At 29.2% G+C, this 15519-nt stretch carries 14 protein-coding genes; 7 read left to right on the top strand and 7 right to left on the bottom strand.

All coding sequences use genetic code 11. The annotated features are described in order from the left end of the window. Positions 1 to 13 precede the first annotated feature (13 nt). From ACW9UN_RS01500 to ACW9UN_RS01490, 3 genes are all read left to right on the top strand, one after another. A complete protein-coding gene (locus ACW9UN_RS01500) occupies positions 14 to 811 on the top strand; it encodes a DUF3050 domain-containing protein (protein WP_459483250.1) in 798 nt (265 codons plus the stop codon). 6 nt (positions 812 to 817) lie between these two features. Further along, a complete protein-coding gene (locus ACW9UN_RS01495; protein WP_459483248.1) occupies positions 818 to 1288 on the top strand; it encodes an SRPBCC family protein in 471 nt (156 codons plus the stop codon). Between the two features lie 134 nt (positions 1289 to 1422). Then, the gene (locus ACW9UN_RS01490; RefSeq protein WP_459483246.1) at positions 1423 to 2724 is read left to right on the top strand and encodes a cryptochrome/photolyase family protein; all 1302 of its coding nucleotides are present in this window, start codon (positions 1423 to 1425) and stop codon (positions 2722 to 2724) included. Positions 2725 to 3089: 365 nt separating this feature from the next. On the opposite strand, the gene ACW9UN_RS01485 is transcribed toward ACW9UN_RS01490, so the two are convergent. From ACW9UN_RS01485 to ACW9UN_RS01465, 5 genes are all read right to left on the bottom strand, one after another. Then, the gene (locus ACW9UN_RS01485) at positions 3090 to 4007 is read right to left on the bottom strand and encodes a hypothetical protein (protein ID WP_459483244.1); all 918 of its coding nucleotides are present in this window, start codon (positions 4005 to 4007) and stop codon (positions 3090 to 3092) included. 13 nt (positions 4008 to 4020) lie between these two features. Then, on the bottom strand, positions 4021 to 4494 hold the full coding sequence (locus ACW9UN_RS01480; RefSeq protein WP_459483243.1) for a hypothetical protein: 474 nt from the start codon (positions 4492 to 4494) through the stop codon (positions 4021 to 4023). 43 nt (positions 4495 to 4537) lie between these two features. Continuing rightward, positions 4538 to 5407, bottom strand: a complete 870-nt coding sequence (locus tag ACW9UN_RS01475; RefSeq protein ID WP_459483241.1) for a hypothetical protein — start codon at positions 5405 to 5407, stop codon at positions 4538 to 4540. 84 nt (positions 5408 to 5491) lie between these two features. Continuing rightward, the gene (locus ACW9UN_RS01470; RefSeq protein WP_459483240.1) at positions 5492 to 6040 is read right to left on the bottom strand and encodes a hypothetical protein; all 549 of its coding nucleotides are present in this window, start codon (positions 6038 to 6040) and stop codon (positions 5492 to 5494) included. A 42-nt stretch (positions 6041 to 6082) separates the two neighbouring features. Beyond that, complete coding sequence (locus ACW9UN_RS01465) at positions 6083 to 6622, bottom strand: RNA polymerase sigma factor (protein ID WP_459483238.1); 540 nt, start codon at positions 6620 to 6622, stop codon at positions 6083 to 6085. Between the two features lie 185 nt (positions 6623 to 6807). Between ACW9UN_RS01465 and yaaA the strand changes: the two genes are divergently transcribed. Further along, the gene (gene yaaA, locus ACW9UN_RS01460; protein WP_459483237.1) at positions 6808 to 7566 is read left to right on the top strand and encodes a peroxide stress protein YaaA; all 759 of its coding nucleotides are present in this window, start codon (positions 6808 to 6810) and stop codon (positions 7564 to 7566) included. 72 nt (positions 7567 to 7638) lie between these two features. Here the strand turns inward: yaaA and ACW9UN_RS01455 are convergent, their stop codons facing one another. Both ACW9UN_RS01455 and ACW9UN_RS01450 read right to left on the bottom strand, forming a co-directional pair. After that, positions 7639 to 9063, bottom strand: coding sequence for an L-serine ammonia-lyase (locus ACW9UN_RS01455; RefSeq protein WP_459483235.1), 1425 nt, complete (start codon positions 9061 to 9063; stop codon positions 7639 to 7641). 87 nt (positions 9064 to 9150) lie between these two features. After that, complete coding sequence (locus ACW9UN_RS01450; RefSeq protein WP_397445813.1) at positions 9151 to 9492, bottom strand: DUF2853 family protein; 342 nt, start codon at positions 9490 to 9492, stop codon at positions 9151 to 9153. A 246-nt stretch (positions 9493 to 9738) separates the two neighbouring features. Here ACW9UN_RS01450 and dnaK point away from each other — a divergent pair, with 246 nt between their 5' ends. The 3 genes from dnaK (at position 9739) to ACW9UN_RS01435 (ending at position 15419) form a co-directional block, all read left to right on the top strand. Next, the gene (gene dnaK, locus ACW9UN_RS01445; protein ID WP_459483233.1) at positions 9739 to 11646 is read left to right on the top strand and encodes a molecular chaperone DnaK; all 1908 of its coding nucleotides are present in this window, start codon (positions 9739 to 9741) and stop codon (positions 11644 to 11646) included. 148 nt (positions 11647 to 11794) lie between these two features. Continuing rightward, entirely contained in the window at positions 11795 to 14686 is a 2892-nt protein-coding gene (locus ACW9UN_RS01440; RefSeq protein WP_459483231.1) for a sensor histidine kinase, read from the top strand. Then, a complete protein-coding gene (locus ACW9UN_RS01435; RefSeq protein ID WP_459483229.1) occupies positions 14679 to 15419 on the top strand; it encodes a LytR/AlgR family response regulator transcription factor in 741 nt (246 codons plus the stop codon). Before ACW9UN_RS01440 ends, ACW9UN_RS01435 begins: the two co-directional genes overlap by 8 nt. Positions 15420 to 15519: the final 100 nt, after the last annotated feature.

Genomic DNA, 15519 nt, shown 5'->3' with positions numbered 1-15519 from the left:
AATATACATTTGCATGAATGGCATAGAACAAATTGAACATAACATACAAAACTTAAGGGTACAGCTCCAAAATCATGAATTGTATAGAAATTTAAGCACTGTAGAAGATATTAAAATTTTTATGGAGCATCATGTATTTGCAGTTTGGGATTTTATGTCTCTCTTAAAAAGTTTACAGAACCATTTAACTACAACAACTTTACCTTGGATTCCTCCAAAAAACCCAACCTTGTCTAGGTTTATCAATGAAATAGTACATGGGGAAGAAAGTGATGTTAACGAAATTGGCGAACCAAAAAGTCATTTTGAAATGTATCTTGATGCTATGCTACAAATTGATGCAAAAACTGAAAATATATCACATTTTTTAAATGCTATAAAAGTTGGTAATAGTATTGATTATGCTTTTAATGAAATACATCTAGATTATAGAATTGTTGATTTTGTTAAATATACATTCTCTATCATTCGTACCAATAAACCTCATCTTATAGCTGCTGCGTTTACGTTTGGTAGAGAAGATGTAATACCTGATATGTTTATAGAAATTTTAAAGAATTCTGGTGCAGAACATACATCTTATAACAAATTAAAATATTACTTAGAACGTCATATTGAATTGGATGGAGACGAGCATGGCCCACTTTCTTTACAAATGGTTGAAGAACTTTGTGGTAATGATAATAAAAAATGGGGTGAGGCAAACCATGTAGCCCAACAGTCGTTACAAAAAAGAATACAACTTTGGAATGGTATAAATGATCAAATCAAAAGAAAAAAAACTTCTGAACCTAGCCCTATTTTAAATTAAATAATTGTGAAAATATACACATTCCATAGAAAACAAAAATTTCCAATAAGTTTAGATAAAGCTTGGGATTTTTTATCAAACCCAAAAAATCTAAAAATTATTACTCCAGAATATATGGGTTTTAATATCGAATCTGGGGCAGATAGACCTTTATATGCAGGACAAATTATTCAATATATTGTTACGCCGCTTTTAGGCATCAAAACAAAATGGGTTTCTAAAATAACGCAAGTAAAACACAAAGCGTATTTTGTTGATGAACAGTTATATGGCCCATATGCCTTATGGGATCACAAACATTTTATTAAAGAAGTTAAAGGAGGAGTTGAGTTTGAAGATATTATACATTATAAAGTACCTCTCGGGTTTTTGGGGCAACTCGTACATCCGTTTTTAGTTAAGCCTAAACTAGAAGAAATTTTTAATTATAGACAAGAAAAATTGACTGAACTTTTTGGAGCGTTTAAAGAGGATTAAACTTTTTTTGAAATTCAATCTGTCATTCCGAATGAAGCGATAGCGAAATTGAGGAATCTACTTTAAAAATTAGAATTTAGATTTCTCCACAAGGTCGAAATGACACGCTTTCTTTAAAAATTACAAATATTAAAATGAAAGAACAAATAAACATATTTTGGTTTCGAAGAGACTTACGATTAAATGACAATTGTGGTTTATTCAACGCCTTAACATCTGGTAAAAAAGTACTTCCTATTTTTATTTTTGATGATACAATTCTTTCTAAACTTCCCTCTGATGATTCTAGAGTTACATTTATACATCAAGAGTTAGAAAACATCAATAATCAATTAAAAAAAATAGGCAGCTCTTTGGCTGTTTTTCATGGAAAACCAATTGATATTTATAAAGATTTATCAGAAAAAAATCACATAAACACCGTTTTTACAAATAGAGATTATGAGCCTTATGCTAAAGACAGAGACACTGAAATAAAAACGTTCTTATCCTCTAAAAATATCGACTTTAAGACTTATAAAGATCAAGTTATTTACGAGGAAAATGAAATTGTAAAACAAGATGGAGATCCGTATAAAGTATATACACCCTACTCTAAAAAATGGTTAGAAGCTTTTCAAAACCAAAAAATTCAGTTTTATCCATCAGAAAAAAAAATGGATAATTTTGTTAAAAACACAAATCACCCTTTTTTATCTCTAGATGCTATTGGTTTTACAGAATCATCTATAAAAGTAGCTTCTTATACAGTTTCTTCTAAATTAATTAATGAATATCAAGAAACACGCAATTTCCCGGCTAAAAATGCAACATCAAAATTAGGAACACATTTGCGTTTTGGCACAGTTAGTATTCGCAGAATGGTAGAAAAAGCAGCTGAAAGCGATAATAGCACTTTTTTAAAAGAGTTGATTTGGAGAGAATTTTTTATGCAAATTTTATGGCATTTTCCGCATACACCTAACAAAGCATTTAAAGCCAAATACGATAAAATAGAGTGGAGAAATAATGAAACTGAATTTGAAGCTTGGTGTAAAGGAAAAACGGGTTATCCTTTAGTAGATGCAGGTATGCGAGAACTCAACAAAACTGGTTTTATGCACAACAGAGTACGTATGTTAGTTGGTAGTTTTTTATGTAAACATTTATTAATTGATTGGAGATGGGGCGAAGCTTACTTTGCAGAAAAATTGCATGATTATGAGATGTCTAGCAATGTAGGTAATTGGCAATGGGTAGCTGGTTCTGGTGTTGATGCATCACCCTATTTTAGAATTTTTAATCCTACAACCCAAATCAAAAAATTTGATAAAGATTTAAAATATATTAAAAAATGGGTTCCAGAATTTCAAGAATTAAACTACGATAAAGAAATTGTTGACCATAAATTTGCCAGAGAACGCTGTTTAAAAGTTTATAAAGAGGCAGTTTCATAACAAAAGTTATTTTTAACGTGATTTTGATATAAGTTTTTAGCGTGATGTAGGCTTAATTTACTAAAAAACAGCAGGTTGTTAATTCGATAGAAACGATGTGTGGCTGAGAAATCTCAAATTTAAATTAAGATTTCGCCATTTTAGTAAAAATGATATTCACTTGATAGCATAAAACTATAATATACTAATAATCAGCGTTTTTAATCTCAAACTCATATTATTTAATCTGTACATAAAAACGTTTTAAAAAATTGGAGTTTTTTCAGCTCAATCACTTAAAATCGATTATCAATAAATAATCTTTCTGATTGTGTTTGCATTTGTTTATACATTGTTTATGAATAGATGGATTGAAAAACACCTTATTACTTTGTATCAAAATCAAACATATATCCTAAAGAAAGATTAAAAAAACCTGTGTTACTCAGATTGGTTTCGTTTGGTAAAGCTTTAGGAATGTTTAAGTTGTATCCGAACTCAAAATCCCAAGAACTCGTAGAAAAGGATATAGGTAACGAAATTTGAGTATTTAACAAATCAAATACATTTTGTGTTATTGTAATAATTTTAAAACCTCCAATAACTCTTGTAAGACTTTTAAAGGTAATACTTTGATCTGCAATTATAAAATTAACACTAGGTCTAAATCGTATTGCAAAATTAGGAGTTCTTTTTAAAGTGATGTTGGCAAAACTGCTAGACACAATTTGATACGATTCATCTGAACCAAATAAATAGGAGGCTGCAATGGTTGTTCCTAAAGTTCTCTTTTTATTTCTTATCCCTAAATTGATATCTAAAGAGTTGGTAAAATCATCAAATTCATCAGTATAAAAAAACTTGCTGTATCCTATGTTATAAACAAAAGAATTGTTTTTTCCTAAAGTATTAAAGTAGCTTAAAGAAACGCTTGTAAAATCCCAAGCTGGCGCAAATTCTTGATAATAAATACCAGAAATACTGGCATTAAATCCAGACGAATGACAATAAGAAACTTGTGGAATTATATTAAATTGATCTGTCCCAGAATCTCTACCAGAAAAAAAAGTGTTGCTATTATAAGATACTGAAGTGTATAAAAAGTTATAGGATAAACTGCTTTCTAGTATTTCGTCTAAAAATTGTTGATCGTCAAAAAAAAGTTCGTCAATTAACTCATCTATATCATCTAAATTATCAACTGAATTTTCTTGTGCATAAGAACAAAAAGAGGTTGCTACCGAAAATAGTAGCAACCCAAAAACTTTTAAAGTTGTTTTTAATTCTTGATATAAATATGTCATAAATGCCTTAAGGCTAATTACCTCTATTTCTTACTTTTTTATTTTTATCATTTGTAATTCTCGGTCCGTTTTTTAACTCTCCTCTATCTTTAGAATTTCTAATTTTGTCAATCCGTTCTTTTAACATTTTACGTTGCTCACCAGTTAGGGTTTTTCTAAAAGTTTCTCTGGTTTTACGTAAACGAACTTGTTGACTTTGTACCATACTTTTTTGATTTCTAGAAAAAGTAGCCACTAAACGTTTTCTAATTTCTGATTTTGAAATGGTTTTATCTCTTAAAATTGCCAATTGCTCTTGAGTTAGAGACGCTTTAAAAGCTTCGCGATTTGCTTTAATTACCTCTCGTTCTTTTTGCAGTAAATCTCTTTGCTTTTGGGTAAGCTCTTTTTTAATTAAACTATAATTGGAATCTTGAGCAAAACTTGTTGTATGAAATACCATCAAACCTAAAAAACTAATTATGTGTATGATACTTTTTAATTTCATTATTTTTATTTTACTCTTTTACCCTAGAGGACAAAATTACAAATTAATTTCTACAACTTACTCTTGCTGCTACGTAAGACGCTAAATCTTCAATAGTTTCAACAGTTCCGTCTCTAAACTCAATATCTACAGGAAAGTTAATTACTGGTTTTTGAGTAGCATCCGGATTTGCTTTTTTCCATTCTCTCAACAACTTATAATCTGCTCTTTCTGCAACTTCAATTACACTTGCATCTGCCATTGTAAAGCTAACTGGCAATACTATTTTAAAACATTTTCTTCTATCTTTTCCTCTTTTACAAGAATCTTTAATTGTGCTTAACTCATCACTATCAATTAAGGTTTGCACAGTACCATCTTCTAGTGTTACATCTACAGGAAATACCAATTCTGGTCTTTCTGTTGCCTCAGGATTTGCTGTATACCAGTCCTTTTTTAAACTCCAATCTTCTTTACTATTTAAAGTGATTGAAGAATCATCTGGCATAATTAAAACGATAGGGTATACAAACTCAAAACATTTACTTCTTCTAAATCTTTTTTCGTTGGTATCTGCTAATTGTTTACCTTGGATCGTGAAAAACACATCACTTGTTGCTTCTTGTAAAGATTGATCATCTGAAACCACAGCAACTTTAAATCCTAAACCTTCTGCTAATTGTATTTTTTCTACATAAGTATCTGCAAAATCATTATTCAATACAGACACTGTTGCAGTTGGTAGAGTTGATGCTTCTACAGTAATTTTTGTAGCGCTTTCTATTTTTTCTATCAAGGCTGTATCGTCAATTACCTCTACACCATCAGTATCTGAACAAGATGTAAATACCAAAGCTAGTAATACAAATGCACTGATTGTAAAAAATAAAATACTCGATTTTAAAATGTTTTCTTTTGAAATTGAAGTTCTCATAATATTGTTTATTTTGTTAATGATTAAAGTTTCTATTTACTTAGAACTAAAATTTTTAAAATAGTTTGAAAGTTTTTTATTTTTTTATAAAATGATTGTTTCTATGAGTTTTTTATCCATGTAATCATCTAATAATGAATCTTCTAAGATTAACGAATCTAAAATTAAATTATCTAATTTTTGTTCTTTTAATTCTGCTTTTACTACAACTTCGTTAAACAAAGTGGCATCTGCAAACGCATCTACATCTTCATCTGCAACTAATAATGATTCAATTAAAACATCATTTTGATAAGCAACAGATTCTATAATATTGGTAGTAACATCACTCTGATTATTTATATTTTGCAACCATATTGTTATACTCAAAACAAACACTAAAGAGGCTACAGCAATATATTTAAATTGAGGTTGCATGTAAAACACCAACTGTTTTTTGGCTTGCTGTTTCTCAGCAATTCCATCTTGTTTTGTTTCTTCTTTAATTTTATCTAAGATGGAACGTTTAGATGTTGAAAAATAACCTTCTGGTATAGTAGTACCTAAATATTCGGCATGATGTTTAGAAATACCATCTTGTATGCCTTCTTTTAGAAAGTTATTTTGGTTATTTTTTTCTGTAGACTTTTGCATAGTATATAAGTTTAGACCCAACTTTTCAACAATAGTTTGGTGTTAGGTTATTATTTTTTTTTCTATAATTTTTACACAAGTATAATAGGTAGATTTTAAAGTACTTTCAGATACGTCTAAAATCTCTGAAATTTGCCGAAAACTTAAATCGTCAAAGTATTTCATTTGAAAAATCTGTTTTTGTTTTTCTTTAAATCCTTCAATAATTGTGTTTAGTTTTTTCTGGATATCATCACCATCAAAATATTCATCTTCAAAGAAAACTTCTAAATTTGATTGAGAAATAGTTTCAATATTATCATAACGTTTTTTATTATTTTTTTCTATAAAACGTACGGATTCATTGAACGCAATTCTATACATCCAAGTATGTAAAGTACTCTTTTCTTGAAAATTAGCAATATTTTTATAAATTCTGATGAAGGTATTTTGCAATACATCATCTGCATTTTCATGAGTATAAACAATTTTTCTGATATGCCAATATAACCGCTCTTGATAAGCATCGATCAGCTCACTAAAAGCACTCTCTTTTAGTGCTGGGTTTTTCAACTTTTTTACAAGTTCAGCGTCTTTACTCAAGTTGTTTTTGGTTAATTGTAATCATTAGACCCAATATAAATGAAATAGTTTGATTTTAATTGGAAAAAAAAATCGAAATAGAAAATAGCATCAATTTTATGAATAGTTTTATCAATATAAATTGATGACATTGTTTTAGGTTTTTTAGAATCATTAGTATTTTTACAATAGTAAAATAGAAACAAATGAAAATCATTATATCTCCAGCAAAATCTTTAGATTTTGAAAGTAAAGTGCCTACAAGTTTGCATACACAACCTCGTTTTTTAGCCCAATCTGAAAAACTAAACAAAAAACTAAAAACACTGTCTAAAAATAAGTTATCAGATTTAATGTCTATTTCTGATGATTTGGCAAGATTAAATTATCAACGGAACCAAGAATGGCAAACACCATTTACACCACAAAATGCCAAACAAGCTATTTATGCGTTTACAGGTGCGGTTTTTCAAGGAATTGATGTAAATTCTTTGGAAGAAGAAAAATTGCCTTTATTACAAGATCGATTACGAATTTTATCGGGTTTGTATGGTTTATTAAAACCTTTAGATTTAATACAACCTTACAGATTAGAAATGGGCACAAAATTAAAGGTGGGCAGAAAAGAAAACTTATATAAATTTTGGGATGACACTTTAGCAAAATCTTTAAATGATGAATTAGAAGATGATGAATTACTCATTAATTTGGCAAGTACAGAATACTTTAAAGCTGTGCCAAAAAAAGTTTTAAAAGTACCAATGATAACCCCAGTTTTTAAAGATTTTAAAAACGGACAATATAAAACCATTATGACCTATGCTAAAATGGCACGTGGATATATGGTACGTTATATTATAGAAAACAACGTAAAAACTTTAGAAGATTTAAAAGGTTTTAATGTTGAAGGTTATGGTTTTTCTGAAGAAATGTCTAGTGATACAGAATTGGTTTTTACTAGATAGAACTTAATTTACAGTATTCAGTTTGCAGTCTTAATTAAACTGAATACTGCAAACTGTAGACTGTAGACTGAATTAACAATCAGCCAAACCAACATGAATGGCTAAACCACCTTCAGAAGTTTCTTTGTAATTTTTGTGCATGTCTTTTGCTGTTTCCCACATGGTGTCAATCACTTTGTCTAATGGTACTTTTACTTCTTTAGGATCTGTTTCTAACGCCATTTCTGCTGCGTTAATTGCTTTTATTGCTCCCATAGAATTACGTTCAATACAAGGCACTTGTACCAAACCACCTATAGGATCGCAAGTTAAACCCAGATGATGTTCCATGGCTATTTCTGCTGCGACTAAAGATTGAGCAGGTGAACCTCCTAACAATTCTGTTAATGCGCCTGCAGCCATTGCAGAAGACACACCAATTTCTGCTTGACAACCACCCATTGCTGCAGAAATTGTAGCATTTTTCTTAAAAATACTGCCAATTTCGCCAGCAGTTAATAAAAATTGTTTGATTTGTTTAAAATCTGCATCGTGATTTTCAATCACCAAATAATACATTAAAACTGCTGGTATAACTCCTGCACTTCCATTTGTTGGTGCTGTTACTACTCTACCTAAAGCTGCATTTACTTCATTTACAGAAAGTGCAAAGCAACTTACCCATTTTAAAATTTCTCTAAATTTAACTTCAGAACTTCTTATAGCAGTAATCCATTCTTTAGGATTGGTATATGCTGCGTCTTTTATCAATTTTAAATGAGTATCAAAAGCCCTACGTTTTACATTTAATCCACCAGGAAGTGTACCATTTGTATGGCAGCCAATGTACATGCACTCTAACATGGCATCCCAAATTCTATGCAATTCAGCATCAATTTTTTCTGCTGAATTAATTTCTAATTCATTTTTAAAAACGATGTCAGATATTAGCAAATTTTCTTTTTCACAATACTCTTCTAATTGTTTTGCACGATTTATAGGATAAGGAAAATTGGTTTTATTAATTTCTATTTCTTCTTCTAAATTATTGTTTTCTTGTACAATAAATCCACCTCCAATAGAATAATACGTTTCTGTAGATATTTCTTTGCCATCAGAAAAACCTCTAAAAGTGACACCATTAGAATGGAAAGGCAAAAAATCTCGATTAAAAACAATAGCATCTTTGTAAAATGGTATTTTTTTACCTCCTTTAAAATAAATTTCTTGTTGGGTATTAATTCGATCTACAATAATTGCAATATCTTCAATAGGAATGTATTCTGGGTCAGCTTCGCTTAAACCCAATAAAATGGCCAAGTCTGTAGCATGTCCTTTTCCTGTTAAAGACAAAGAACCGTATAAATCTACTTTTACTGCATCAATTTTATCAAACAGGTTAGTAGTTCTCAATTTACTAATCCATTCTTGGGCAGCTCTCCAAGGACCTAAAGTATGTGAGCTAGATGGACCAACACCAATTTTAAGTATATCAAAAACACTAATAAATTGCGACATTCGTAAAATAGATTAAAGATTTTACTGTAAAAATAAAAAATCCAACTCAATTGAGCTGGATTTTTACAATTTATTAAAATCTACTATTTAAAAACCGTAAACAGATTCTTTATCAAATTTTTTGACAAGCATATAATAAACTACTGCTCTGTACTTATTTCTTTCAGATTTACCAATTCTTTCGATTACTTCTCCAATTTTTTCATCCAATTCTGGTGTATCTTCTAAACCTAATTTTTTAATTAAAAAATTGTTTTTAACAGTAGCTAATTCTTTTGCATCAGAACCAGAAACTGTTTCTGCGTCTTTTTTATAGATAGATGGGCCTAAACCTTTAGTTACCGCAGTTAATAATTCTGTATTTGAACGGATATCTCTATCGTCCATAAATTTTTTGTACAAAGCAACTTTCTCGTCAAATTTACTCATGATTTTTTGTTTAATGTATTAAATATTGTTTTGTTTCATATAGAACATTTCAAATATATAAAAATTAAAGCGTAAAGGAAAACACATTTCGTTGAGTTGCACTATTAACAAGTTGTGTCATATTGTCATAACTATGAGTGTATTTATTTCAAAAACTGACATTTTTCAGGCAAAAACCTGTTGGCACAGCATTTGACTAATAGAAATTGTAAAATTGAAAACAAAATTTAATATAAAATAAATATTATGAGTAAAATTATAGGAATAGATTTAGGAACAACAAACTCGTGTGTTTCTGTAATGGAAGGTAATGAGCCAGTTGTAATTCCTAACGCTGAAGGAAAAAGAACTACACCATCTATTGTTGCCTTTGTTGAAGGAGGAGAACGTAAGATTGGTGACCCTGCAAAAAGACAAGCAGTAACAAACCCTACTAAAACTGTGTATTCTATTAAACGTTTTATGGGTAATAAATTTTCTGAATCTACACAAGAAGTAAAAAGAGTACCTTATAAAGTAGTGCAAGGAGACAATGATACACCAAGAGTAGACGTTGATGGTCGTTTATATACACCTCAAGAAATTTCTGCAATGGTATTGCAAAAAATGAAAAAAACTGCAGAAGATTATTTAGGTACTGATGTATCTGGTGCAGTAATAACTGTACCTGCTTATTTTAATGATGCACAAAGACAGGCTACTAAAGAAGCTGGTGAAATTGCTGGTTTAAAAGTAGAAAGAATTATCAACGAGCCTACTGCTGCTGCATTAGCTTATGGTTTAGACAAAGCAAATGATGATAAAAAAATTGTTGTTTTTGACTTTGGTGGTGGTACGCATGACGTTTCTATCTTAGAATTAGGTGATGGTGTTTTTGAAGTATTGGCTACTGATGGAGATACACACTTAGGTGGTGATGATGTTGATGAAAAAATTATTAATTGGTTAGCTGATGAATTTTTAGCTGATGAAAATATGGACTTACGTAAAGACCCAATGGCTTTACAACGTTTAAAAGAAGCTGCTGAAAAAGCAAAAATTGAATTATCTAGTTCTTCATCTACTGAAATTAACTTACCTTATGTAACTGCTACTGCAAGCGGACCAAAACACTTGGTAAGAACTTTATCTAGAGCTAAATTTGAGCAATTAATAGATGATTTAGTAAAAAGAACTATTGAGCCTTGTAAAACGGCGTTAAAAAATGCAGATTTATCAACTTCAGAAATTGACGAAATTATCTTAGTAGGTGGTTCTACAAGAATTCCTGCAATTCAAGAAGCTGTAGAAAAATTCTTTGGTAAAGCGCCAAGTAAAGGTGTAAACCCAGATGAAGTTGTTTCTTTAGGTGCTGCGATACAAGGTGGTGTTTTAACGGGTGATGTAAAAGATGTATTGTTATTAGATGTTACGCCTTTATCATTAGGTATTGAAACTATGGGTAATGTTTTCACAAAATTAATTGATGCCAATACAACAATCCCTACTAAAAAATCGCAAGTATTTTCTACTGCTGTAGATAATCAACCTTCTGTAGATATTCACGTATTACAAGGAGAAAGAGCAATGGCTGCTGATAACAAAACAATTGGACGTTTTCAATTGACAGATATTCCACCAGCACAAAGAGGTGTACCACAAATTGAGGTAACTTTTGATATTGATGCAAACGGAATTATTAAAGTTTCTGCAGTGGACAAAGCAACAGGAAAATCTCAAGATATTCGTATAGAAGCGTCTTCTGGTTTATCTGAAGAAGAAATCGAAAAAATGAAACGTGAAGCAGAAGCAAATGCTGATGCTGATAAAATTGCAAAAGAAACTGCTGAAAAAGTGAATGGTGCAGATTCTATGATTTTCCAAACAGAAAAGCAATTGAAAGAATTTGGTGATAAATTATCCGCAGATAAAAAAGAACCAATTGAAGCGGCTTTAACTGAATTAAAAGCTGCACACGAGTCTAAAGATTTAGCTCAGATTGATGCTGCAATGGAAAAAATCAATGAAGCTTGGAAAGCAGCTTCTGAAGAAATGTACAAAGCAGAACAAGCTGCTGGTGCTAACTCAGAAGCTGGTGCACAGCAAGGGCAACCTGAAGGCAATTCAAATCAAGGAGATAATGTTGAAGATGTTGATTTTGAAGAAGTAAAATAAGCAATAGAAGTTTTATTCTTTTTATCTGAATCAATAATTCTGATATTAACAAAAAACAACATTTCTATATATAAAAACCCATTGCAATTTTTTGCAATGGGTTTTATTATTTATATTAACTATTTTTAAAATGTTGATTGTAACCTTTATGAAAAGAATTGCTTTTTATCTTTTTTTCTATCTTTTGCTTATTGGCGCTAAAACTTTAGCCCAACATCCGGTTTACTATCATTTAACAGAAAAAGACAATTTACCCGATATTGAATTTTACGATATTATTGAAGATAACAAAGGTTTTATTTGGTTGGCAGCAAATAAAGGGCTTTTTAGGTACGATGGAAAAGTATTTACAAACTATACACATCAAAAGAAAAGAGGTCTTTCTGTGTTTGGTTTAAAAAAAGATCATAAAGGCAGAATTTGGTGCAACAATATTTCTGGACAATTCTTTTTTATAGAAAATAATGAACTAAATCTTTTTGCTGATTTAGGAGATGAAACCAATGGATCTTTAACCTTTTTTACTTTTTATAATAACAATATACTTATAGGTACAGGTTCTGGAATTGTTAGTTATAACATAAATAACTCTTCTAAAAAACGAAAATTTAACACAGAAAAACTAATAAAACAAAAGACCTCTAACGATAGTTTATATACTATTGTTAATAATAAAATAATATTATCTACAAAACAATCAGAACCAAAAACGATATACAATTTTGAGAATCGCAAAGAACTAAATCTTAATCAATGGGCAATTTATTCTTACCAAAACAAAGAGTTAATCTATACATATAGAGCAAATAATAATAAAATAAAACCAAAATTACTTTATGAAATTGATAATGAACTTAGAGAAATTAAGCTGCCTAAGTTTTTTGAGAGCAATGAAATTATAAACATATACGAGGTCAATAACCAACTTTGGTTCTGTACATATTCAGGCGTTTTTACCTACACTATTAAAAACAGACAATTGCAACAAATTACTACCTATTTTAAAGGAAAAGATGTTGGCGGTCTATTAAAAGATAGAGATTACAATTACTGGTTTATTTCTTTAAGGAATGGTATTTATATAATGCCCAATTTACACATCCAAAAATATGAAATTCCAGAAGATAGGAATAACATAAGTGCAATGACCAAAATAGACAAAAACTCATTATTTATTGGTTCTGTAGATGGTGGCTTAATAACCTTAAATATCGAAAGTAACAAATTAAATTATTTACGCAAGAAAGCTAAATACAAAGTATATGATATAGAGGCTAGTAAAGATAATATCTTTATTAGTTTAAGCAAATTTTCGTTAATTTATAACAAAAAGAGAAAAAAATATACAATACACAGGTTTTTAGATAATGCAAAAGATTTTGTTGTAACTGATAATCATAACGTACTTTATGCTGCCCATAATGGTGCTCGAATTACTAATATTGATACTAAAAAAAGAACAATTTTAAGAAATACAAGAGCATATACAATACATTATAGTAAAAACAACGAAATTTTTGTGGGGTATGTAGATGGTGTAAGAAAACATCCCAATAATAACCAAAACATAAAAATTGAATTTAATAAAAAACCCATAATTGCCATAGATATTGATGAAACTGATAACGGAATTATTTGGATTTCTACTTTAAAAGATGGAATTATTGGTATTAAAAACAACAAACCTCTATTTAATTATACTGTTAAAAACGGATTATTATCTAACCAAGCTGGTAAAATAAAAGGAGATGGTAATTTTTTATGGGTAGCAACAGATAAAAGTCTGCAATTATTAAATACCCAAACAGGGACATTTAAAAACATAACACTCAAAGACGGTATAAACTCTTTCAGCATTTCAGAAATTATTCCGTTTAAAAATTATATTTTTTTTAGCTCTAATAAAGGGTTATTTAAAGTACACAAAGAAAAAGTTTTTATAACAAGAAAAAATTTAGACTTTTATATTACTTCAATTTTAATCAATGACAAAAAAGTAGAAAAGAAAGCTGATTATGTATTAAAATCCGACCAAACAAAAATAAAAATTAATTTTCAAACCAATGGTTTTTTAGGAAATAGTGATATCATTTATTCTTATAAATTATTAGATGATACCAACTCCAACAACTGGAACACTATAGAAAAAGGAATAAATCAAATTACGTTTAACAACTTAGCTCCAGGTAATTATACCATCAAATTAAAAGCGATACAAGAAGGCTCAGACAAAAAAGCTATGGTTAAACAAATAAAACTAAAAATTAAAACGCCTTATTATAAACAACTTTGGTTTATATTTTTAATGATTAGTTTTTGCTTTGTTATTTTATGGTTCATAATTTTAAAAAATCTTAGAAAAAAACAAAGAAAACAAAAACAAGTTATTGAAAAAGAACGAATGCAAAGAGAATTAATAACCTCTAAACTAGAAACCTTACAGTCTCAAATGAATCCGCATTTTACGTTTAATGCACTCAACTCAATACAGAATTTAGTTCTAAAAGGTAAAAAACAAGATGCCTATAATTACCTTACAAAATTTTCATCATTATTAAGAGAAAATTTAATGTTAAGCAACAAGAGTTTTGTGTATTTTGATGAAGAGTTGTCCATCATAAAAAAATATTTAGAATTAGAAAAATTGAGGTTTCAAAATGGATTTACCTATAAAATTACAGGTGCAGAAACAATAGATAATGTAAAAATACCAACTATGATTATTCAGCCGTTTATAGAAAATGCCATAAACCATGGTTTGCTGCATAAAACTGATGGTATTGGTAAAATAGAAATTAAATTTTATTTAAAAGAAACATTAAAATGTGTTATTATTGATAATGGCATAGGCATAGAAGCTTCTACAATTATTAATACTAAAAATAATAGAACCAAAAAATCTTTTTCTACAAACTCAATAAGTAGCAAACTAAAAATTTTAAAAGACCACTATAAAACAAATATTGGTTATAAATATGAAAAAATAGAAAACGGAACCAAAGTAATTATAAACATACCCTACTCTTTTTCAGATGAATAAAATTAGCACTATAATTGTTGATGATGAAATTAATGCAAGAGAAAACCTACGGTTTTTATTAAAAGACTTTTGCACCAATGTAACTATTTTGGCAGAAGCCGCAAATGTAGATGATGCTGTACACTTAATAAAAACCCTAAAGCCAGATTTGGTGTTTTTAGACATACAAATGCCGCAAAAAAACGGCTTTCAATTGTTAAAACAATTCAATGAAATTAACTTTCAAGTAATTTTTGTAACTGCTTTCGATAACTATGCCATTAAAGCATTTCAAGTGGCAGCCGTAGATTATTTACTAAAACCTATAGATATAGATTTACTAAAAGAGGCTGTTGCTAAAGTAGCACAAAATATAAAAAACAGAAATGCTATTCTGCGTTATAAATTGTTAGAAGAAAACAATAGAAAAATTGCAATTCCACATAAAAACGATTATGTAATTGTAAAAATAAACGACATTTTATGCATAGAAGCAGATAGAATGTATTCTAAAATTCATTTATTAGACGATAAAACATACCTTGTTACTAAAAAACTTAGTTATTACGAAAACCTTTTTTTAGAAGACACCAGTTTTGTAAGAGCGCACAGATCTTGGATTATTAACATTAATAAAATAAAAACATATTCTAAAAAAGACAAAGAGGCCATTTTGATAAATAATTCTAAAATACCAATTAGCAGAGGTCATAAAGACGATTTTGAAAATGCTTTTGCAGATCAAATCCAATAAAAAAACAAACTGTTTAAATTTTTATTCGGAAACTATAACTTGTAGTTCGGAAACTAACACCATACAATTATTAATAAATTTTATAAATTAGCATAAAAAT

It is taken from the genome of Polaribacter litoreus, assembly GCF_054584775.1.
Note: the sequence above shows the minus strand (reverse complement) of the source record. Positions and strands in the feature narration are given on the sequence as shown.